Below are 20,906 nucleotides of genomic sequence, written 5' to 3' on the forward strand. Positions count from 1 at the left end.
GCAATTATTATAATCCCTTTTCTTATCGTTCTCTATCCATAGATTTTTTCTTAACTGACCGTTTCGGCTGCTGTCTGCCTTCCTGCTGATAGCGGTGTAGCTTTTCCAGTACGCTCGCTTTTTTCGGCTGTTCTAATGGTTTCTCTTTCTTCTGTTCCGTCTGATTTTTCCATGCCCTTAGTTCTTCGTTGTATTCTATAATCAATTCTTCTGCCTTGTTATAAACCTTCTGAAAGGCTTGCACATTGGGATAGCCTTCCCGCTTTACTATCTGTTCCAAACTCTTGTGCAGACGCTTTTCCAAATCCTCTAACAGTTCAATTCGCCCTTCCAGAGATTTTCGCTCTTTGCCTTTAAATAGTCCTCGTAACTCTGACAGTTGCTTTTTCAAAGAAGAAATATCCTGCTGTGTGCGTTTTATCTCTATTGACTGTCTCTGCAATTCATACATGAGCTTCTGCATATCTTTCCATTCCTGCAAATCAATCTTTGGTACAGGTTTAGGCGGTAGTTTAAATTTGAAAATTACTTCCTGCAAAAAGTCTTTCGCACCTCGGATAATCTGACGAAACATATCCGGCAGCCAACCGTGTGCCCTGATAGATTGCAGCGTTTTGTCTGTGATTTTTTCCTGCTTGATCTTCAAAATATCTTCTTCAGGAACGCCCTCAACTAATGCCACATCAACTGTCCGATTCCATTCCTGCCTTGCCGCATTATCCGCCTTTATCTCCTCCGCTTTCGGATTGTTCTTTCCGATTTTCTTGGTTGCCAGATATACGCTGCCCTGTTGGAATACGGACAGTTTTTCTGATTCTTCTTTTACATATCGGTTGATCGTATCGGTAAACAGTTCCTTGACTTCTTTGGTAAAGGCTTTGTTCTTAAACCATTCATTCTTTTTTGTGAAGATATGGCTCTCATAAACTTCCCCTTTGGGGATAATACTGCACCCCGCCCGAAGATTACCCTGCTCGTCCAAAACCTCTTTCTTTGTGCGTCTATGCTTTCCCTGCTCATCATAAAACATATTTCGGGTAGCAATCTTTACTTCGGATTGTTCTAACATTTTCCGTTCACTGAATACCAGATGGATATGATAATTCGTCTTTGCCTTGTTGTGATGAAGGGCAGCTGTACACTCCACACCATATCTTTTATGGAAAGTCTCCGTAAAAATCCCTACCACATCATCTGCCCTATACTGAACAAAACTTTCAGGAAGCGCTATGATAAACTCACGCCCTTCAATACATTTCCCTGCTGAACCACTCGCCTTAAAATCCAACTGATTTTCTCTTGCAAGATTTTTCCAAAACTTCGGTGTTACTCCTTCTGTCTGATAGGTCGCATAGAGATATTCCTGCCGTTTCGGATTGGAGATATAATCAATCCTTCCTGCCACATCGGACAGCTTGCTTTGTCTGATAAATGAATGTCTGCCTATAAGCATCCTCCTTCCTCGGCTCTCGCCGACTTTATTGTGAGTAGGTGCATAGGCACCTGTTTACGAACCTATCCGCCTGTCGGCGGTTTGCTCCCGGCAGGGCGAAATACACAGAGTATAAACCGTAGGTTTGTGCGATGGGTGTATTTCGCTCTCAATCGCCGAGGGCTGTTTTTGTATTACATAATCTGATTATTGCTCAGACTTACGATTTCATTTATAGGCGTATCCGCCCTTTTGATTTGCCCATATCTGGGTTGCTTTAACTTCTGCAACACTCCCTTCTGCTAAAAAATATAATAAATTCAAAAATTACACGTATAAGCGTATAAACGTATTTTCCACACTTTTCAGAAACCTGTAATCCCTTGATTTTCCTAAAGATATACGCTTATACGCTTCTTTGGAAAATTCTTTTTTATCTATATCTCATCTGTATCAGCGGTAGCTATCTATGCGTATCTGTGTATGGATTCCCTGAAATCCTCTGGCATTTTTTCCATTGTCTGAGGGAATATTCGTAGAATAATGAATGTGATATTTCTTTTCATTTTCTTTTAAGTATCCCGAAAAACTTTTTGCACTCATAGGTTTTTCCGTATTATCCTCACACCAACGGCAGTATGCTTGATAAAGATTCTTAGAAGTCGCTGTTGTATTTTCTTCCAAACGGATATACCCTGATGACTGCATAAAAGCGATAATGTTATTCCCGGATTCCATAGCTTCGTGTAGATTTTTCTTTGCACATTCGCTGATGGTAAAGCGGTATTTGTTTTTCAGTAATCTTTTCAATCCCTCCAGACACCAAAGGAAAATATCGTCTGCTTCTCTTTGCAGTTTCTCAATCAGATAGGGATCATCTACTCTGTCCGGCGGCACATCTTTGACCGTAAGGATAATCTGTCTGCGGTAAAATCCATAGGAACGATCATGTAAGGCACTCAGACTTCCGTTTCCAAAGCAAAGAAACCTGACATATAAATTCCCCTGTACGCTCTGCTTTGACTTCCTTTCCAAATCCATCTTATCCTCCAGAGTGACTATGGTTTTAATGTAGTTGGTGTCTTTCAATGCTTCCAGTTTCATATCATCATCCACCATCAAAAGTCGGTATTCCAAATCTGCCCTTGCAAAACGGTTATGCTCTACCTTTTGAATATTACTTACATTCATATTCGTTCCGAGAATTTTTCTCATGACCAGACCAATACGGGATTTTCCCTCCCCGCCTTTTCCTAAGATAATCAATAACTTCTGTGCCTTGTTGGATGGAATTAAACAATATCCCATATATTCCTGCAAGGTAGGAATATCATCTTCCTCCAGCAGTTCTGAAAGGAATTTCATCCACCGTTCCGGCTTTGTTTCTTTCATTTCATAATTTACAGGCAAGCGGTTCAGGCAAAACTCCTTATTTTCTGTAAAATCTCCATTCAAAAAATAAGTTCCATTATTCACATGGATGCGATCCATTTGCACCGGAAGTTCTTCGGAATAGGCTTCCAGTTTTAGAACCTCCAAAAGCTGTTTTACTTTCTTGGAAATTCCTTTCGTAAGAACCGGTTTTACCATTCTGTAAATTTCTTTTTCTACTTCGCTGTCTGGTAGCATTCCATCATAACTGAAAAAGATACCGTTGATACACTTCAATGGTATTCTTTGCAGGAAATTTTCACAAAATGCTACTTCATCAATCTGCCCATCCTCAAACCATTCCTGAGAGTACGGCTTAGAGTTCATTTCCCTCTGATCCAATGCTTCTTCCAGTCTGTTCCTTGTTGTTTCGTCTATATTCTTCCATTCGTTCTTCAATTCTTTTCACATCCTTCCCACTATCCAATAAAAATTCAATTCTGTCCTGTAACTCTCCAAACACCAGTAAATCCAGATAGTAACTTATCTTTTCTATCTGCTGACAGGCTTCTATAAATTCTGCTTTCCATTCTTCCTCTGGTGTTTTTGGTGCATATCTTATTTTCCATTCTTCCAGCAAATGAAGATAATCCGATAAAATGCGGATACTTTCCCGTTCCCATTCTTCAAATTTCTTTTCGGTCTGGTAAAATGTTCTTTTCGGTTTTTCTTTTTTCTTACTGCCATTCCTTTTCTTTGCGTTATCTGTGAAAATAGGTATATGAAAATCTTCTGCCAGTTTCTTTGCTGCTTCAAATGGTGCAAGATGAAAGAAATCTGCCACAAATGTGATCACATCCCCTTTCGCACCACAGGCAAAACAGCAAAAGCCTTTGTCTACTTTCATACTGGGATGCCTGTCATCATGAAAGGGGCAACAGACCATCCCATTTCTACTTATTTTTAATCCGTACTGTTCGGCAGCCTGCCTTGCAGTTACGCTTTCTTTTACTGCTTGAAAAATATTCAATTCGACTCCTTTAAAATTTTCGTTGTGTTCTCTCAGAGCCTTTGATATACTGAATTTGCGAGATAGAGTTATCAAAAGCTCTGAGAAGTTGTCCTTGTGTTACGCAAGGGCTTTTTCTTTTCCCTGCTTTTTTGCCTCTCCATTGAAATATCCAGTTTCCTCCCATACTTTACGATCAGAACAGTAATAACTGAATTCATTGGAATCGCCCATCTTCATTGCCACTCCAAATTTCAAAATTCCCTGCTGTATTCCGATACGAACGTAATGAGCATCTTTTCCGATTGCTTTTGCAATTTCCGTAATCGGCACATTTCTTCCCGTAAATGGCGGCAATTCTACATATAATCTTTTATCCATTTTCCACATCCTCCTTTACAATCTGACTAAGTTCTTGATCTAAAGCTGTAGCAATTTTATATGCTACCTGCGGTGTACAGCCCTTTCCTGATATAATGCAGGAAATCGTCTGCCTTGACACTCCACTTAACTCAGCCAATTTCTTAATTGTTAATCCTCTTTCTCCCATCAAAATCTGCATTTTAAATACGTTTATCTTCATTTTATTTCTCCTTTCTTTTTTAATATGCACTTTTAATGCGTATTTTTATTATATGCACTTATTCTGCGCATGTCAATACTATTTTATATAAATATGTACTTGTAATTCGTATTTTTCTATGGTATGATAAGCGTGAGGTGAATAATGATGAGTAATGAGAAGTTACATAACAATCAAATCGGACTTAGAATCCGTACTGCTCGAAAAGAAAAAGGTATCAACCAAACAGAGCTTGCAAATTTGTTGGGGAAATCGCTTCGCACAATCCAAAAATATGAAAGTGGAGAAATCGAAGTTTCCATTGCTATGCTCAATGAAATCGCAAAAGTTTTAGGCTGCGAATCCACATATCTTATAGGGTATGATGCTGAGAGAAAACCTTTAGAAAATCTTTCTGATATTATGAATTTCTTATTTCAGTTAGATAAGATAAAGGAGCTTGGCTTCAATATCGAAGTCAAACGCCCGCCACATTATGATGGATGGGAATGTGCTATTACTTTTAATGGCAAAGATGTTTCTACGGAGTTAAATCAGGATCTCTGTCTATTCTTGGAAGAATTTGAGGATAAACGAAATGAAGTCAAGGACTATCAGACAAGTCTCGAATCTTATCAGAAGTGGCAGGATAAAACGCTTGCTTATTACGCAAATGCAAAACTGACCGAAAAAGAAACGGAAGAAATCTCAAATGAAGAACGAATCCAAAGATTTCAAAAAATTATGAACGAGCGGTACGGTAAAAAAGAGTCCTAATTTTTAAGGAGGATTTTTAGAATATGAAATTACCGAACGGCTACGGAAGTGTAGTAAAACTATCTGGAAAAAGAAGAAAACCTTGGATGGTTCGTAAAACCACAGGCTATCGCATTGATCCAGTCAAAGAAAAGAAAGTAAATGAATATATCATTATTGGATATGCCGCCACAAAAACAGAGGGATTGCAAATGCTAGCTGATTATAATCGGAATCCTTATGATACGAAGGCAGCCAAAATGACTTTTGATGAAGTGTATGAGGAATGGTCTAAGAAAAAATTTCCTACGGTATCCGAAAGCAATATCAAAGGATACAAGGCATCTTACAAAACATGTGGCATTCTTTACAACCGAGTTTTTAAAGATTTAAAACTGGCAGACTTACAACAGGTTATTGACACCTGCGGAAAGAATTTTCCCACATTGAAGAAAATCAAAATCCTGTTCAACCAGTTATATGAATTTGCATTGAAGAATGACATCTGCAACAAAGATTATTCTACTTTTGTTGAAATCGCCCAATACAAAGACCGTAATCCAAACAAGCATACACGTACAAAATTCACGAAAGAAGAAGTTGCAAAAGTCTGGACAATGAAAGAGGACAAATACTATCAGATCATCCTCATGCTGCTCTATAATGGCACACGTATCTCCGAATTTCTTGATTTGAAGAAAGAAAATGTGCATTTGGAAGAACAGTATTTTGATGTAATTGACAGCAAAACAGAAAACGGAATCCGAAAAGTTCCGATTGCTGATAAGCTCCTGCCTTACTATAAAGACTGGTATAATTCTTGTCCTGATTGCGAATATCTTCTTCATACAGAGGATGGCAAAAGATTTCTTTATCGCAATTACTATGACAGCTATTGGACTCCTCTTATGGAACAGATTGGAATTGACCGTACACCACATTGTACCCGGCATACCTGTATTTCCATGTTATCGGAAGCTGGTGTTCAGGATACAACAATCAAGAAAATTGTGGGGCACTCCGGTGCTATGACTTTGACAGAAAAAGTTTATACTCACTTAGATATGCAGGTTCTTGTAGACGCAATTAACAAAACCTTAGAAAATGAGGACAGCGTAACTGCCGATACAAAATCTGCATAACAAAAAGGACACTCTCCAGTGCCTATCACCGAAAAGTGTCCTATATTTTTTAGATATTTTTGTTGCAAACGTGTTGCAAATGCGTTGCGAACTGAGTAAATTCCACCGCTTTTCACCACATCTGACAACTCCACAAACCCTTGTAAAACAAGGATTTGAACGTAAATCCGAGTTCCGAAGATTATCGTTTAGAGAACTGCGGAGCTCTACGAGCTGCTTTGAGACCGTATTTCTTACGTTCTTTCATACGTGGATCACGAGTAAGGAATCCAGCTGCTTTGAGAACTGGTCTGTACTCTGCGTCTGCCTCAAGAAGGGCTCTTGCAACACCATGTCTGATGGCACCAGCCTGTCCTGTGTATCCGCCACCTTTAACGTTAACGAGAACGTCAAATTTACCATCTGTTTCTGTTGCAGCCAGTGGCTGACGAACGATAACTTTCAGAGTCTCTAATCCGAAGTACTCATCGATATCTCTTTTATTGATTGTGATTTTGCCTGTACCAGGTGTAAGGTAAACTCTTGCGATTGATTTCTTTCTTCTTCCTGTTCCGTAGAATTTTGCGCTAGCCAATGTCTCCTACCTCCTATTAAAATGTTAAGGTTTCCGGTTTCTGAGCTTCATGCTTGTGCTCTGGTCCGGCATAAACGAAAAGTTTCTTGTACATGGTTCTTCCCAGAGGTCCTTTTGGAAGCATACCTTTAACAGCCAGCTCGATAACCTTCTCCGGTTTCTTAGCCATCATTTCTTTTAATGTGGTTTCTTTCATTCCACCAACATAGTCGGAGTGATGATAGTAAATCTTCTGATCCATTTTCTTACCTGTAACTTTGATCTTGTCAGCGTTAACAACGATCACATAGTCACCTGTATCTACGTGTGGTGTAAACTGAGGTTTGTTCTTTCCTCTTAATACGCTTGCAACACCAGATGCCAGACGGCCCAGTGTACAGCCTTCAGCGTCAACTACATACCATTTTCTTTCGATTTTATCTGGATTAGCCATATAAGTCTGCATGGTTTTACCTCCTGTTATTTATCAACGATAGTTTGTTTAATCACGTTCATCCGTGATGTCATATATAATTCCTGGTGATCAGTGCAAATATATACTGCGGAAATGTCCGAAACCGCTGATAAAAAACACCTTTGCCGGGGCTTTGGCTCAGGAGTCATCGCACTACGTCACATTGGGTAATTCTACTATAACGTTCTTCATCTGTCAACAGTTTTTTCCCAGTTTTTCGATATTTTTTTCAATAGACACCGCTGCCCTCTTCTCATGCTTGTATCATCGCTGTTTTGCACTTATAATGAAAGAAAAAAGCTACAGCCGTATAACATATCCACAAAAAGAAACGGAGGAATTGCACTTGTCCAATATAACCAAACATGCTCTGGAAGAATCCCTCAAAAGACTTCTTCTCAAAAAACCCCTGACAAAAATTACGATTAACGATCTCACTACAGACTGTGGAATCAGCAGAATGACTTTTTATTATCATTTTAAGGACATCTATGATCTGGTCGAATGGGCCTGCCTCGAAGAATCCACACGGGCTCTCCAGGGTAAAAAGACATACAGCACCTGGGAGGAAGGACTTCTGCAGATTTTTGAGGCCGTTTATGAAAACAAAGCTTTTATTATGAATGCCTATAATTCTCTGAGCCGCGAACAGATCGAAAACTTCCTTTTTCGTCTGACCCACGATCTGATCATGGGCGTGGTGGAGGAACGCTCTGTCGGGACTTCCATCACGGAAGCTCAGAAGAATTTCATTGCAGATTTTTATAAGTACAGTTTTGTCGGGATCCTGCTCGACTGGATCCATCAGGGAATGAAGGCTGATTACACTTCTATCTGTACAGATATGTGTACGACTCTGCATGGAAATATCTCAAATTCCATCAAAAACTTTACAAATTCGACAGAATGATAAGTTTTTGCTCATTTCGCTTTTTTTGTAAATTGAAAATTATCCAAAATGGCAATACTATGTAGACAGAAACAAACAATACCGTTCACAGATCATTACAAACACATGAAAGGTGGTTTTTTATATGTCTAAAAAAGGATTAAAACTTGGTGTTGCACTCGCAGCAGGAGCCGGAGCAGCTGCCATACTTGCAAAGACTTCTCAGGAAAACAAGGAGATCAAAGAAACCAAAGCAAAAAAAGCCGAAGCTGCAAGAGCTGATTACCGCAATACAGAACGCGGCAAATACGAAAAGAACAGCAAAGGCATCTACTATACCAACGGTAACTATGAGGCATTTGCCCGCCCGGAGAAACCGGAAGGCGTAGATGACAAACACGCATATATCGTAGGAAGCGGTCTTGCTTCTCTCGCTGCTGCCTGCTTCCTCGTTCGTGATGCCCAGATGCCAGGCTCCCATATCCACATTCTGGAGGCTATGGACATTGCCGGCGGTGCCTGCGACGGCATCTTCGATCCGACCCGCGGCTATGTCATGAGAGGCGGACGTGAAATGGAAAACCATTTCGAATGTCTCTGGGATCTGTTCCGCAGTATTCCTTCCATTGAAACACCTGCTGTTTCCGTACTGGATGAATATTACTGGCTGAACAAACATGACCCTAACTATTCTCTCTGCCGTGCGACTGTAAACCGCGGAGAGGATGCTCACACAGATGGTAAATTTAACCTCAGCCAGAAAGGCTGTATGGAAATCATGAAACTCTTCATGACAAAAGACGAAGACCTCTACGATAAGACCATCGAAGATGTTTTCGACGACGAAGTATTTGATTCCACTTTCTGGCTGTACTGGAGAACCATGTTCGCATTTGAAAACTGGCACAGTGCCCTGGAGATGAAGCTTTATTTCCAGCGTTTCATCCATCACATTGCCGGACTTCCGGATTTCAGTGCTCTGAAATTCACCAAATATAATCAGTATGATTCCCTGATTCTTCCTATGCAGAAATATCTGGAAGATGCTGGTGTTGATTTCCAGTTCAACACAGAAGTTACCAATGTTATCTTTGATTTCAAGGATGACAAGAAGATTGCCTCTGCGATCGAATGCAAGGTAAATGGTGTAGAAAAAGGCATTGTCCTTACCGAAAATGACCTCGTATTTGTTACCAACGGAAGCTGTACAGAAGGCACGATCTATGGCGATCAGAACCATGCACCAAACGGTGATGCCGAGGTTCGTACAAGCGGCTGCTGGTCCCTCTGGAAAAATATCGCAGTGCAGGATCCGTCCTTCGGACATCCGGAAAAATTCTGCTCCGATATCAGCAAGACCAACTGGGAATCTGCAACTGTCACAACTCTTGACGACAAGATCATTCCATATATCACCGACATCTGCAAACGTGATCCTCGTACCGGCAAGGTTGTTACCGGCGGTATCGTAAGCTGCCAGGATTCCAAGTGGCTCTTAAGCTGGACCATCAACCGTCAGGGACAGTTCAAGGATCAGGACAAAGATAAAGTCTGCGTATGGGTTTATGGTCTGTTCACAGACGTACCTGGAGACTATATCAAGAAACCTATGAAGGATTGTACCGGTAAAGAGATCACCGCAGAATGGCTGTATCATCTTGGTGTTCCGGAAGACCAGATCGATGAGCTTGCTGAACACAGTGCAGTGTGCGTACCGACCATGATGCCGTATATCACCGCATTCTTCATGCCAAGAGCCAAGGGTGACCGTCCGGACGTAATCCCGGATGGCTGTGTAAACTTCGCTTTCCTCGGTCAGTTCGCAGATACACCTCGTGATACAGTATTCACCACAGAGTACTCTGTCAGAACCGCTATGGAAGCTGTTTACGGACTTCTCGGTGTTGACCGTGGTGTACCGGAAGTATGGGGAAGCGTTTACGATATCCGTGAGCTCTTAAGCAGCAGCGTCAAACTGATGGATGGCAAATCCCCACTGGAGCTCGACATTCCTGGAGCAAACCTTATCCTGAAACCAGTACTTCATTTCATCAAGGGAACTGTGATCGAGAAAGTCTTAAGAGACTACGATGTACTGAAGGATGATATGTAACATCTTTCTCTGTTTCGTACAAACATTAAAAATTGCAATATTTCTATAATATATGTTACTGCATCTGGATCTTATCTATGATATCCTAATAATACACACATATTCAAAAAATCCTGGAACAGGTCAGAAGACCTGCTCCAGGATTTTTTAATATCACTTATGTCTATCTTTTATTTTAGAGATTATAGTAGAAAATTTTTCACCTTCCACCCCGAAATTTTCACGCTCTTTCTTTCGGGATGTGCGGTTTTTGTTTATGTAAGATTTAAAAGCATATTTTGTTTCAGCCCAGAAGGTTAGTAAAGAAACACCTTTTTCTCTGTCGTGCTTTGAGGGAAACAGCACATACAGCAGAAGTGTGATCAGCACACCTCCACCAGTATCAAGGATGCGGGCTATTGTGTATGGGAGTACCCGCTCCGTACCTACTGTATAGATCACGACAAAATAAATAACACTTCCAGGCTGAATCGCTGAGTCTGCACCCAGTGCAAAATTGCACCAGATCACAAGACACAGACCGGAAACAAGCCATATCCAGTCAGGAACCCCGAAGGGCTGACTGATATACAATTCATAGAAAGGAATCACCAGGAGACCTCCAACCAAAGTACCGATCACCCGATTGATTCCGTTGTGGAAGCCCTCTTCAAACTGGCTTCCTACCGCGTAGACTGCACCGATTAATGCAAAACACGGATTTCGTTCGCTTAGGAGGTATTCGTAAACTATGGCAGTGATCAATACTGCCAGAGCAGTACGCCACATCCTCGCCCGAACCCGGGGAGATTTGAAATTTTTAAGTGGCGTAAGCTGCCATTTGTCTGGCACCTGTGCTCTGTCCAGCATTTCCTGCGGTCCAAATCCAAATGCCATATCTGTATCCTTCCCTTATTAAAGTCTCTTATGGCAGGTACGTGCGATAACATCAAGCTGCTGTTTCTTTGTCAGGGAAATAAACTTAACAGCGTATCCAGAAACACGGATTGTAAAGTTCTGATACTCTTCTTTTTCCGGATGTTCCATTGCATCGATCAGTTTCTCGGTTCCAAACACATTGACATTCAGATGATGAGCATCCTGTGAGAAGTATCCGTCAAGAATGTTTACCAGATTTTCTTTGCGCTCTTTTTCTTCATGTCCCAGTGCATCCGGGTTGATCGTCTGTGTATTGGAAATGCCATCCAGTGCCCAGTGATACGGAATCTTCGCAACAGAGTTCAGAGAAGCAAGAAGTCCGTTCTGCTCTGCGCCATAAGACGGTGAAGCTCCTGGTGCAAAGGAAGTATATGCTTTACGTCCGTCCGGTGTAGCTCCTGTAGCCTCTCCATATACTACATTGGAAGTAATGGTCAGGATAGAAGTACTCGGTTTGGAGTCACGGTATGTGTGACGACGGCGGATTTTGTCAAAGAAGGTACGCAGAAGCCAGGTTGCGATCTCATCTGCACGCGGATCATCATTTCCGTAGCGTGGGAAGTCTCCCTCAATCTCGAAGTCTTTTGTGATGCCTTCTTCGTCACGGATAATCTTAACTTTGGCATATTTGATCGCACTGAGGGAATCTACAACGTGTGAGAATCCTGCAATACCTGTTGCAAAAGAACGTTCACAGTCATTATCAATCAGAGCCATCTCTGCTGCTTCATAGTAGTATTTATCATGCATGTAGTGGATCAGGTTGAGCACGTTTACATAAATATCTGCGAGCCAGTCCATCCACCAGTCAAATTTCTCAACCACTTCATCATAATCAGCATATTCAGAAGTAATTTTTGCCATTGCCGGTCCACACTGGATTCTGTGTTTCTCGTCGAAACCACCATTGAATGCGTACAGCAGTGTTTTTGCAAGGTTTGCACGGGCACCGAAGAGCTGGATCTCTTTACCTGTCTTTGTTGCGGAAACACAGCAGCAGATAGAATAGTCATCTCCCCATTCCGGTTTCATAACTTCGTCATTCTCATACTGGATGGAACTTGTATCAACGGAGATCTTAGCCGCATATTCTTTGAAAGCTCTCGGAAGGTTCGGGCTGTAAAGAACGGTAAGGTTCGGTTCCGGGCTTGGTCCCATGTTTTCCAGAGTATGAAGGAAACGATAGTCTGTCTTTGTTACCATATGGCGTCCGTCCAGACTTGTTCCGCCAACTTCCAGGGTTACCCAGGTCGGGTCACCTGAGAATAACTGGTTGTATTCCGGAATACGTGCGAATTTTACCATTCTGAACTTCATGGTCATGTGGTCGATCAGTTCCTGTGCCTCATCTTCTGTGAGGATTCCTTTTTCGATATCACGCTGAATGTAAATATCCAGGAATGTGGAAATACGTCCGACACTCATTGCTGCTCCGTTCTGTGTCTTGACTGCTGCCAGATATCCGAAATACAGCCACTGAACTGCTTCGCGGGCATTTTTTGCCGGTCTGGAGATATCGTATCCATAGATCTCAGCCATCTTCTTCATCTCATTGAGAGCTTTGAGCTGCTGGCTGATCTCCTCACGCATACGGATGACATCATCGTACATGTTTCCGCAGCCTGCACGGTAATGAGCTACTTTTTTTGCCTCGATCAGACGATCGATTCCGTAAAGAGCCACTCGACGATAGTCACCTACGATACGTCCGCGTCCGTAAGTATCCGGAAGACCTGTTACAACGTGTGTCTTTCTTGCAAGACGCATTTCCGGAGTGTATGCACCAAAAACAGCCTCGTTATGAGTTGTCACATAAGTTGTAAAGATTTTTTTAAGTTCCGGATTAATCTCATATCCGTAAGTCTCGGCAGCCTGAACCGCCATGCGGATACCACCATAAGGCATGAATGCACGTTTCAGAGGTTTGTCTGTCTGTAAACCTACGATCTGCTCCAGGTCTTTCAGTTCTTCACTGATATATCCAGGTCCATACGCGGTCAGACCGGAAACAACCTCTGTTTCACACTCCAGAACACCGCCTTTTTCTCGCTCTTCTTTCTGCAGCTTCTGAACATGGTCCCATAATTTTTCAGTTTTCTCAGTCGCATCTGCCAGAAAACTCTCATCTCCATCATATGGTGTATAGTTTTTCTGAATGAAATCACGAACATTGATTTCTTCCTGCCAGATTTCTCCGCGAAAACCGTCCCATGCTCCTTTGCTGTCAAACTTTCCAGGTTTTGTCATTGGCATTGCCTGTATCCTCCTTCTTTGCTTTGCGTTTCCTTTGATGCACTTATTATATCCACATATTTTCGATAATAACAAATCATTGATACGTATGGTACTATAGGAAAAACTTATGGACTTTTAGAGAAACAATATTACTGCGAACAGTTACCAAACAATCCGTGTTTTAATAAAACGGAAACATCAGCGGCATCAGAAAGATTGTCATTAATGCAAGGATCAGTGCCAGCGGTGTTCCGCATTTCAGATAGTCTTTAAATGTATATCCGCCTGGTTCAATGATCATGATCTGACATGGTGCTGCCATAGGTGTCATAATTGAAATACAGCTTGCAGTGAGTACACCAACAACTGCTGCTCGTGGATCTAACCCCATTTTAAGGCAGGCAGATGTAACCAGCGGAATAAAAATCGTCAGTGTTGCAAGATTTGACATTACCTGTGTAAGCAAGAATGGAATCATAAAAAATACAGTCATCATAATATATGGATTTACTGTATCACCAAGAATCCGAATCATCAGATCAGCTACAAGATTACCGGCACCGGTTACCTTGATCGCATCCGAAAGAGAAAGTACCCCTGCAAACAGAAAGATTGTCGGCTGATGGATGGAACTCAATGCTTCCTTTTCGGAAAGAACTCCGGTAAGTACCAGAAGAACTGCTCCAATACATGCAATAAGATACATTTTTATGCCAATCACATTTTCAAAAAGCATCAGAATAATCGTTCCAAGAACAATTATCAGAGCAAGTTTTTCTTTAAAAGGGCTCAACTTTTTAGACACTTCTGCCCCGTGTTCCGTATCATTAAATTTGCTGTTATCAATATCTGGCATCAGTTTATGACCTACAAAGACCATATAGGCAATCGCAACAACAAGCAGTGGAATTCGTGCAATGGTAAAATCCCATACATGCAGGGCATTCGGTGCACCACCCTCCATCATGATATCATTCCATGTCATATTACTGGCACCCTGTCCCAGAAAAGTCATGGAAGTGGCAACATTTGCACATGCCATAGCCGGAAAAAGAAGTTTACTGCGGCTGGTTCCAATATCATTGGCAATTCCAACAAGAAGCGGAATCATAATGGCAGCAGTTGCTGTTGCATTTGTGATACACGCCATAAGAGATGCAGCCAGACAGGATAACAGGATCAGCATACGTGGATTCTCTTTATAACGGATAACAAGATTCTGTGCATGATCGATCAGCTTTGTCTTGGTAAGTCCCGCACCGATCACAAACATCGCAACAAACATAACAACATTTGTGTTAACAAATCCGCTGAATGCTTCTTCGGGGGTTCTGACTCCTGTCAGGATAAGTGCGATCATGATTCCGGATGAAATAACTGCAATCGGAATTTTACCTGACGCAAAAGCAATGATCGTTACCAGCAGGATCACTAAGGTAATTTGTAAGGGTGTCATACTTTTCTCCTTTGCATATGATAATATTTTAACAATAAATACAATCATATCTCAGGGTTTACTCAAAGTACAGTTCGCTTTTTTCAATATATCTTTCATATTATTCAAAATTTTCTGATCTGTTTGCAAATAATTTTATACAATTTCTGAATTTCTTTTCGGAAAACCGTATCTTTCATAAAAACCAGATTCAGTTCTGTATGCAAAGGCTCTTCACCGATAGAAAGCGGAATAATCTTATCCGAAAAAAGGCTGTTAAAGATCATATGATCCAGCGTAATCATAACTGCCTGATTGCAGGCAACGCAGGCAAGTCCTGTGCGGGTTCCGCTGATTTGATAACCGATATTTGGAATTAACTCATTACGAGCATAAAGTTCATCAGCTTCCTGACGAAATGTCGTACCCGGGAGCTGCATTACGTTTTCTTCTTCTGCACATTTCGACAGGTCAATCCACGGATATCGAAATCCTTCACGTAATACAGCCTGTGTTATGAGTGGATGATTCTTTTCTACAGCAATAACAGTTTCGCAGGATTTTACCAGTTGATATTCATAGTCAGAATTTCTTTTATCCGTTGTAGCAAGAATCACATCCACTTCCTGTCTGCGAAGCATTTCCATAAGGTTTGTTGCCGAATATTCCTGAAGAACTATTTTCATATCCGGATAAGTCTTCCTGAACACAGGAAGGACTTTATCCAGGACTACTGTAGAAAATGAAGGCTGTACACCTATCTGAATTACTTTATTACTGATATTGGCAAAATGCTGCATCTGCTGATTCAGTTCCAGTTGAAGCTGTTCTATTTCCCGACATTTCTGAATGTAGTATTTTCCGGCTTCTGTCGGAACAAAACGTTTCCCGACCCGATGAAACAAAAGAACATTCAACTCATTTTCTCTTGCCTGCACAAATCTGCTCAGTGCTGAAGGAGTAATGTAAAGTTTATTAGCAGCTTTCGTAATCCCACCGCATCGGGCAACTTCCAGAATATATTGTATATTTTTATCCATAAGCAATCTTCTCCTAACAGATTTTCCGTTAATTCTCTTTTTTTCTTTTTACCTGCTGCATCGCCAATTGTCAATCCGTCATTACCAGATAATATCGATGAACTGAAAAAAGAACAAAAAAGAGACACACATTCCTGTATGTCCCTCTGCATAAATTCATATATTCATAAGATTCCTGTTTCTGATCTCTTCCAGCTTATCGAATGCTCTCCGGATATTCCACCCCCTCCGGAAGCGGCTGCCATTCGTTCAGACCGAGACTCTGCTTGAACTTAGCCTGCTCAAGAGTGATCTTCGGAAGATCATCCTTAAGGTAATCCAAAAGTTCTGCGATTCCCTCTCTCGTCACGTTGTTGACCTCGAAGATCCGCTCACATCCCATGTTCTCCATCCACTGACGTACCATTGGAAGATTGGCATTCGGTGAATCTACCTTCGTGATGATTCCAATCAACGGTCTCAAAAGGAAACATCTGCTTCCGTCACTGAAAAGGTTAAAAGGTTCGTTCGCAGCCTGCACGATGGCGATCACGTCTGCCTCGAAGGAAAAACAGGCAAGACCAACGCTGAAATGCTTAGACTCCGCATACTCTCCCGGGGAATCGATCGTATCTTCATTTGAGTTTGTATACTGGGTTTTATGATAATGAAGCTCTTCGCCTTTCAACGCCTGTGTCAGGGAAGTCTTACCTGCCTCACTTCGTCCCATCAAGAAAATTTTTTTCATTTTTATCCTGTCCTGTATCAGCTTTTGTGGATCTCACATACATCAAAGTTCAACTCATCACGGAAAAATCTCACAACTTCCTCTATTGCAGTCAGTACCTGGGACAATCCTCCCAATATAATAAGTGCACCACCAAAACGATCCATAAATCCGACCTCAATATCTGCCGCCTTCACCGCTACATCTGTAGCAACCACAACAGCCTCCCATGGTGTCATACGGACGATGCCGATAGACTGTCCTGTATGATCCTCGCCCTCATGTACGCCTATGTCCAATGCAAGATTCTTATAAACAACTGAGTCCGAAGGAGTAAATACATGTGCAAAATCAATCGACTTGCCAGGAACCCGCACTCGAGTCATACGCAGCTTTCTGCCCTTCAGATTCTCATAGTCGTCATGAAAAAGTCTCTCAAGAAGTTCCTCTCGCGTTATTCGTTCTTCCATGCCTTACTTCCTATCTCTTGGTAATCTTACAGACCACATAGCCCAGAGTATCACGGAAATAATCCACAACCTCTGTCATTGCTGACATAACATCGGAAATCTCCCCTGTGATGATCATAGTTCCTGTGAAACGATCTGCAAATCCAAGATATACGTTACCACTCTTTACTGCAATGTCAGATGCGATAACCGCTGACTCTGATGGTGTCATATTCATAATTCCAATTGCAGATGAACGATAGTCAACCTGCGGATTCAGTCCGAGTTTCTGATATATGATAGGCGCCGGACCACCCATTACATGTGCAAAGGTAATCTCCTTACCAGCTACCGTTTCCTGTACGATTCTGATCTGATCGTTATGTTCATTTGCCATTGACAGTTCCTCACTTTCAGATAATACGTAAAATTTCACGAAATATTCTCTACCTAGTATTTCTACTATACTATTTAAGCATCCTGATGTCAAGGTGATTTTCCAAAAACTCAGCAAAAAACAACTTATTTCAAAAACTAAATCCACACAAAACAACATTATATTTTCTTTACTTCTTTTAAAACTAACAAAAAACAACTGCTCCGGATTTCTCCAGAACAGCTGCCTCTGCTGGTTTCTTTATTCAGTTCATTTCCTGTATCTTTTCTGATATCTTAAGAAGAGGTTCTGCCCCTCTTCCCAGGATACGGACCGCCGCATCTCCACTTGCTATCCGGGTGACACCTCCCTCTACATCCGGTGTTTCGTCCAGCAGTTCCCGAACCGCACTAATCCAGGATTCTGATTTTTCGATATTAAAAAAGACCAGGTTCAGAAGATGGGTAAATCCCTCATACATCCCCATTCCGCTCATCTCAAAGAATTCCGGATCATATCTGGTATTATCCAGATAGATCAGATTTCCTTCTTCACGAACTGCAACATGATTGTGATAAAAACGGTAGGCAAATGTCTCTCCACAGGCTGCTCTTCCACATGAGAGAATCTCCTGAAACAAAAGGCGTGAAGTTTTTTCCTTCAATTCTATTTCAAGATGGTTCTCAAATGCCGAGTCCCTAAATGGAATTGTCGGAAGCGGTGCATATTTCAGGAATGCCTCCGGCTCTACAACAATCTTGGTTTCGCGTCTTGCCATTCCCTCTTTCATTTTGTGGATCTTTTCATATGCCTGTGACAGATATTCCAGACTGGTGCCGGGATTCACATGAATATCGAATTTCTGTACATCCCCCTCCATGATTCCGGCCGATGCAGAAAGAATCATCACCTGCATATAATCCTCTCGAAGATAAAAAGGAAGCATCACCTTGAAAGGCGCTGTAAAAAACACATCGCTCAATACGGCTTTTCCGTCTCTAAGTTCTGTTTCCAGTCTTACCTCCGATGTCTTTCCAAATTTATTCTCTGCTGTCACTCTTTAACATCCTTCCAGAAGTACATTTTTTTTGATCCATTCGATCACGGCATCTGTGCCGTCCAGTCCACGGATATTGGTAAAAAGAAATGGTCTGTCACCGCGCATTTTTCTGGAATCCCTGTCCATAACAGAAAGATCAGCCCCGACATACGGTGCAAGATCAATCTTATTGATGACAAGAAGATCTGATTTGGTGATTCCAGGACCGCCTTTACGCGGGATCTTGTCACCTTCTGCAACATCAATAACAAAAATCGTCGCATCTACCAGTTCCGGACTGAAGGTTGCAGAAAGATTGTCTCCTCCACTTTCAATAAACAGAATCTGAATATCCGGGAATTTTTCCATCATTTCCTCAACTGCTTCCAGGTTCATGGAAGCATCTTCACGAATCGCAGTATGAGGACAGCCACCGGTTTCCACACCTGTGATTCTTTCTCTCGGAAGAACGGAGTTTTTGCTTAAAAATTCCGCATCTTCCTTTGTATAGATATCATTGGTTATAACGCCAATGCTGTATTCAGAAGCCATCTGTCTTGTAAGACATTCGATCAGGGCAGTTTTACCGGAACCAACCGGTCCTGCCACACCAATTTTTACATATGACATTTTTCCTCATCCTCTCATTTTTGAAGTTTTATCCCTAAATTTTATCCCTGGTGGTATCAGGACATATAAATCCTTGAATACAAACCTTCATGCTGCATACAGCGAAGATCAAATCCCGGTTCTGAAAGTCCGAGCCATTCTTCTCCTAGTTCTGTCACTTTTTTTGTCAGTTCCTGCAGAAGCGGATAGCATCCACTTAAGAGCTTCTGACCGGAAGACTGACTTAATGGAATCGTTTTTACGCAGTTTGTGACCATCGCAGAGGTCTGTGCATAGATAAAATGTTCCAGTGCTTCGTTTTCGGTGATTCCTGCTGCTCCACAGAAGACACCATAGGCCACCGCGTGATGCACGTTTTTTCCCTTTCGTGCCTCTCTGTATTTATCAAAAATACTGTTCTGTACAGGAAACTCCAGTGCCGACAGGGTCTTGATAAATCTGGATCCCAGTTTTCTGCTTGCCTCTCTTGTCTCACGCGGGATCTTCCCGGCTTCCATGATCTCTTCCAGACGGGAAATTGCTTCCAGATCCTCTCTGAGGGCATATTCAAAGGCAAGTCTCACTGCCATAAATTCATTGTACGAAAAATTATATTTCAGACGCTTGTGGATAAATTCCTGTGCACTGTCCTCATCGTGGACAATCCCCTTCTGGATATAGGTTTCCAGACCATAGGAGTGTGAATATCCGCCGATTGGAAATAATGCATCATTTACCTGAAGCAGAAAAAATTTCGCTGTTCCTTCTGTCATAGACGTACCTCCTAGTGGGTATGAGAATGTACGGAAGCTGAAATTCTTCTGTCAAAATCCAGTTTGGATTCTTTTACCTCCGTGGAAACACCGTGAAGTTTATCCAACATCACTTTCATCGGTTCATTGTAAGGAGTGATAAAGGTTCCCTCTTCTGCTCCCCAGAACAGTGGTGCATGACGGTTTCCGATCTCATAGCACACCTTTGCAACCATATGTGGATGATGTTTGTCTACTGTGACAACAATAACCTCACAGGGAGGGATATTTACCGCATACACGGTATCACCCTCCACTGCAAGAACATCATCCTGATTCAGACCCCTGGTCAGCACAGAATCATCCAGACGGATGCCGAGTTCTGTGCCTCCCTGACTTGTTTTTCTGTGAAGCTTCTTAAACGCTTCATCCCAGTGGATATCCACGTAATCTACTTTTTTTCCGGAGAACTCCTCATCGGTCAGTTTTCCCAGAATTTTTTCACAAATCATTGTATGTTCCTCCTCGCGGATTTTTTTACCATTTTCCGATCAGCATCAGTACACCTGGAATCCAGGCTGTCACAATACCTTCAAACACCTGAAGTGCCGGAACGAATTTGCCAAGCTTTTTGCCCATGATGTCTTCTACAAAAGAAGTTCCCCAGAGGATCGCCCAGAGATACCAGATCGCTGCCCAGCGGATATCCGGCTGGATTCCAAGAACTGAGCTTCCGACAAAGCCTTCCAGTGTTCCGAATACCACTGCATTGATCGCTACAAATGTAGAGAACCATGCAAATGGAATACTGCTCAATTTAAAGATATTGTTGATTGCTACAAACAGGTAGGTAAAGCAAAACAGAAGTCCTGTTCCTGCCGCATAATAGTTTCCCTGCACAAGATTTACAAAGTTGATGAACAGGGATAAGCCTCCCGTAAAAATATTCATCACTGCGAGGGATTTTCCATCGACTTTATAAAAGTTGCAGATACCGTTGTTGATCAGGACAATTCCTACAAATAATAAACAAACACCTAACATT

23 protein-coding genes are annotated in these 20,906 nt (G+C 41.8%); 4 read left to right on the forward strand and 19 right to left on the reverse strand.

What is annotated here, in order from left to right; translation table 11 throughout:
- Nucleotides 1-22: 22 nt before the first annotated feature.
- The 5 genes from LIR34_RS05915 to LIR34_RS05935 all read right to left on the reverse strand — a co-directional run bounded on the left by LIR34_RS05915 (nt 23) and on the right by LIR34_RS05935 (nt 4,395).
- Nucleotides 23-1,453 (reverse strand): MobA/MobL family protein, encoded by a 1,431-nt coding sequence (locus LIR34_RS05915; RefSeq protein ID WP_156729021.1) that lies wholly within the window; start codon nt 1,451-1,453, stop codon nt 23-25.
- A 432-nt stretch (nt 1,454-1,885) separates the two neighbouring features.
- On the reverse strand, nt 1,886-3,190 hold the full coding sequence (locus LIR34_RS05920; RefSeq protein ID WP_156729037.1) for a DNA primase family protein: 1,305 nt from the start codon (nt 3,188-3,190) through the stop codon (nt 1,886-1,888).
- Nucleotides 3,180-3,833 (reverse strand): CHC2 zinc finger domain-containing protein, encoded by a 654-nt coding sequence (locus LIR34_RS05925; protein ID WP_156729020.1) that lies wholly within the window; start codon nt 3,831-3,833, stop codon nt 3,180-3,182. The genes LIR34_RS05920 and LIR34_RS05925 overlap by 11 nt, the downstream gene beginning before the upstream one ends.
- A 99-nt stretch (nt 3,834-3,932) precedes the next feature.
- Nucleotides 3,933-4,193 carry a hypothetical protein gene (locus LIR34_RS05930; RefSeq protein ID WP_040351214.1) on the reverse strand — a complete coding sequence of 87 codons (261 nt, stop codon included), beginning with the start codon at nt 4,191-4,193 and terminating at the stop codon, nt 3,933-3,935.
- Nucleotides 4,186-4,395, reverse strand: a complete 210-nt coding sequence (locus LIR34_RS05935) for a helix-turn-helix transcriptional regulator (RefSeq protein ID WP_101883532.1) — start codon at nt 4,393-4,395, stop codon at nt 4,186-4,188. Before LIR34_RS05935 ends, LIR34_RS05930 begins: the two co-directional genes overlap by 8 nt.
- Nucleotides 4,396-4,539: 144 nt before the next feature.
- Here LIR34_RS05935 and LIR34_RS05940 point away from each other — a divergent pair, with 144 nt between their 5' ends.
- Nucleotides 4,540-5,151, forward strand: a complete 612-nt coding sequence (locus LIR34_RS05940; RefSeq protein WP_156729019.1) for a helix-turn-helix domain-containing protein — start codon at nt 4,540-4,542, stop codon at nt 5,149-5,151.
- Between the two features lie 23 nt (nt 5,152-5,174).
- A complete protein-coding gene (locus LIR34_RS05945; RefSeq protein ID WP_156729018.1) occupies nt 5,175-6,272 on the forward strand; it encodes a tyrosine-type recombinase/integrase in 1,098 nt (365 codons plus the stop codon).
- Nucleotides 6,273-6,453: 181 nt separating this feature from the next.
- On the opposite strand, the gene rpsI is transcribed toward LIR34_RS05945, so the two are convergent.
- Complete coding sequence (gene rpsI / locus LIR34_RS05950) at nt 6,454-6,846, reverse strand: 30S ribosomal protein S9 (RefSeq protein WP_161283835.1); 393 nt, start codon at nt 6,844-6,846, stop codon at nt 6,454-6,456.
- A gap of 16 nt (nt 6,847-6,862) precedes the next feature.
- On the reverse strand, nt 6,863-7,291 hold the full coding sequence (rplM, locus tag LIR34_RS05955; RefSeq protein WP_161283834.1) for a 50S ribosomal protein L13: 429 nt from the start codon (nt 7,289-7,291) through the stop codon (nt 6,863-6,865).
- Nucleotides 7,292-7,646: 355 nt separating this feature from the next.
- On the opposite strand from rplM, the gene LIR34_RS05960 reads away from it, so the two are divergent.
- A complete protein-coding gene (locus tag LIR34_RS05960) occupies nt 7,647-8,210 on the forward strand; it encodes a TetR/AcrR family transcriptional regulator (protein ID WP_161283833.1) in 564 nt (187 codons plus the stop codon).
- A 124-nt stretch (nt 8,211-8,334) separates the two neighbouring features.
- Nucleotides 8,335-10,302, forward strand: a complete 1,968-nt coding sequence (locus tag LIR34_RS05965) for an oleate hydratase (RefSeq protein ID WP_173902253.1) — start codon at nt 8,335-8,337, stop codon at nt 10,300-10,302.
- Between the two features lie 153 nt (nt 10,303-10,455).
- On the opposite strand, the gene LIR34_RS05970 is transcribed toward LIR34_RS05965, so the two are convergent.
- The 12 genes from LIR34_RS05970 to LIR34_RS06025 all read right to left on the reverse strand — a co-directional run bounded on the left by LIR34_RS05970 (nt 10,456) and on the right by LIR34_RS06025 (nt 20,905).
- A complete protein-coding gene (locus tag LIR34_RS05970) occupies nt 10,456-11,178 on the reverse strand; it encodes an FUSC family protein (RefSeq protein ID WP_173902254.1) in 723 nt (240 codons plus the stop codon).
- A gap of 18 nt (nt 11,179-11,196) precedes the next feature.
- Entirely contained in the window at nt 11,197-13,473 is a 2,277-nt protein-coding gene (gene pflB / locus LIR34_RS05975; RefSeq protein WP_173902255.1) for a formate C-acetyltransferase, read from the reverse strand.
- Between the two features lie 163 nt (nt 13,474-13,636).
- Nucleotides 13,637-14,911 carry an SLC13 family permease gene (locus LIR34_RS05980; RefSeq protein ID WP_244092225.1) on the reverse strand — a complete coding sequence of 425 codons (1,275 nt, stop codon included), beginning with the start codon at nt 14,909-14,911 and terminating at the stop codon, nt 13,637-13,639.
- A 104-nt stretch (nt 14,912-15,015) separates the two neighbouring features.
- Nucleotides 15,016-15,930: a LysR family transcriptional regulator gene (locus LIR34_RS05985; RefSeq protein WP_173902257.1), complete on the reverse strand. Its 915-nt coding sequence runs from the start codon at nt 15,928-15,930 to the stop codon at nt 15,016-15,018.
- Between the two features lie 196 nt (nt 15,931-16,126).
- A complete protein-coding gene (locus LIR34_RS05990) occupies nt 16,127-16,657 on the reverse strand; it encodes a EutP/PduV family microcompartment system protein (RefSeq protein ID WP_161283828.1) in 531 nt (176 codons plus the stop codon).
- A gap of 17 nt (nt 16,658-16,674) precedes the next feature.
- On the reverse strand, nt 16,675-17,106 hold the full coding sequence (locus LIR34_RS05995) for a BMC domain-containing protein (protein ID WP_173902258.1): 432 nt from the start codon (nt 17,104-17,106) through the stop codon (nt 16,675-16,677).
- Nucleotides 17,107-17,116: 10 nt separating this feature from the next.
- Complete coding sequence (locus LIR34_RS06000) at nt 17,117-17,482, reverse strand: BMC domain-containing protein (protein ID WP_161283826.1); 366 nt, start codon at nt 17,480-17,482, stop codon at nt 17,117-17,119.
- 244 nt (nt 17,483-17,726) lie between these two features.
- Nucleotides 17,727-18,518 carry an urease accessory protein UreD gene (locus tag LIR34_RS06005; protein ID WP_173902259.1) on the reverse strand — a complete coding sequence of 264 codons (792 nt, stop codon included), beginning with the start codon at nt 18,516-18,518 and terminating at the stop codon, nt 17,727-17,729.
- A gap of 3 nt (nt 18,519-18,521) precedes the next feature.
- Nucleotides 18,522-19,130: an urease accessory protein UreG gene (ureG, locus tag LIR34_RS06010; RefSeq protein WP_161283824.1), complete on the reverse strand. Its 609-nt coding sequence runs from the start codon at nt 19,128-19,130 to the stop codon at nt 18,522-18,524.
- Between the two features lie 56 nt (nt 19,131-19,186).
- Complete coding sequence (locus tag LIR34_RS06015) at nt 19,187-19,882, reverse strand: urease accessory protein UreF (protein WP_173902260.1); 696 nt, start codon at nt 19,880-19,882, stop codon at nt 19,187-19,189.
- 11 nt (nt 19,883-19,893) lie between these two features.
- Nucleotides 19,894-20,373 (reverse strand): urease accessory protein UreE, encoded by a 480-nt coding sequence (locus LIR34_RS06020; protein ID WP_161283822.1) that lies wholly within the window; start codon nt 20,371-20,373, stop codon nt 19,894-19,896.
- A 25-nt stretch (nt 20,374-20,398) separates the two neighbouring features.
- Complete coding sequence (locus LIR34_RS06025) at nt 20,399-20,905, reverse strand: AmiS/UreI family transporter (RefSeq protein ID WP_173902261.1); 507 nt, start codon at nt 20,903-20,905, stop codon at nt 20,399-20,401.
- Between the last annotated feature and the right edge of the window lies 1 nt (nt 20,906).

The sequence above is a fragment of the Blautia sp. MSK17_66 genome (assembly GCF_020538025.1).
Taxonomy (GTDB): Bacteria; Bacillota; Clostridia; order Lachnospirales; family Lachnospiraceae; genus Blautia_A.

Excerpts from the sequence above, each read along its gene's own strand:
- LIR34_RS05985 (WP_173902257.1), bottom strand. The coding sequence starts at position 15,930 with ATGGATAAAAATATACAATATATTCTGGAAGTTGCCCGATGCGGTGGG.
- LIR34_RS05930 (WP_040351214.1), bottom strand. The coding sequence starts at position 4,193 with ATGGATAAAAGATTATATGTAGAATTGCCGCCATTTACGGGAAGAAAT.
- LIR34_RS06015 (WP_173902260.1), bottom strand. The coding sequence starts at position 19,882 with ATGACAGAAGGAACAGCGAAATTTTTTCTGCTTCAGGTAAATGATGCA.
- LIR34_RS06020 (WP_161283822.1), bottom strand. The coding sequence starts at position 20,373 with ATGATTTGTGAAAAAATTCTGGGAAAACTGACCGATGAGGAGTTCTCC.
- ureG (WP_161283824.1), bottom strand. The coding sequence starts at position 19,130 with ATGTCATATGTAAAAATTGGTGTGGCAGGACCGGTTGGTTCCGGTAAA.
- LIR34_RS05915 (WP_156729021.1), bottom strand. The coding sequence starts at position 1,453 with ATGCTTATAGGCAGACATTCATTTATCAGACAAAGCAAGCTGTCCGAT.
- LIR34_RS05920 (WP_156729037.1), bottom strand. The coding sequence starts at position 3,190 with ATGAACTCTAAGCCGTACTCTCAGGAATGGTTTGAGGATGGGCAGATT.
- LIR34_RS06025 (WP_173902261.1), bottom strand. The coding sequence starts at position 20,905 with ATGTTAGGTGTTTGTTTATTATTTGTAGGAATTGTCCTGATCAACAAC.
- pflB (WP_173902255.1), bottom strand. The coding sequence starts at position 13,473 with ATGCCAATGACAAAACCTGGAAAGTTTGACAGCAAAGGAGCATGGGAC.
- LIR34_RS05990 (WP_161283828.1), bottom strand. The coding sequence starts at position 16,657 with ATGAAAAAAATTTTCTTGATGGGACGAAGTGAGGCAGGTAAGACTTCC.
- LIR34_RS05935 (WP_101883532.1), bottom strand. The coding sequence starts at position 4,395 with ATGAAGATAAACGTATTTAAAATGCAGATTTTGATGGGAGAAAGAGGA.
- LIR34_RS05995 (WP_173902258.1), bottom strand. The coding sequence starts at position 17,106 with ATGGAAGAACGAATAACGCGAGAGGAACTTCTTGAGAGACTTTTTCAT.
- LIR34_RS05940 (WP_156729019.1), top strand. The coding sequence starts at position 4,540 with ATGATGAGTAATGAGAAGTTACATAACAATCAAATCGGACTTAGAATC.
- LIR34_RS05965 (WP_173902253.1), top strand. The coding sequence starts at position 8,335 with ATGTCTAAAAAAGGATTAAAACTTGGTGTTGCACTCGCAGCAGGAGCC.
- rplM (WP_161283834.1), bottom strand. The coding sequence starts at position 7,291 with ATGCAGACTTATATGGCTAATCCAGATAAAATCGAAAGAAAATGGTAT.
- LIR34_RS05970 (WP_173902254.1), bottom strand. The coding sequence starts at position 11,178 with ATGGCATTTGGATTTGGACCGCAGGAAATGCTGGACAGAGCACAGGTG.
- LIR34_RS05980 (WP_244092225.1), bottom strand. The coding sequence starts at position 14,911 with ATGACACCCTTACAAATTACCTTAGTGATCCTGCTGGTAACGATCATT.
- LIR34_RS06000 (WP_161283826.1), bottom strand. The coding sequence starts at position 17,482 with ATGGCAAATGAACATAACGATCAGATCAGAATCGTACAGGAAACGGTA.
- LIR34_RS05945 (WP_156729018.1), top strand. The coding sequence starts at position 5,175 with ATGAAATTACCGAACGGCTACGGAAGTGTAGTAAAACTATCTGGAAAA.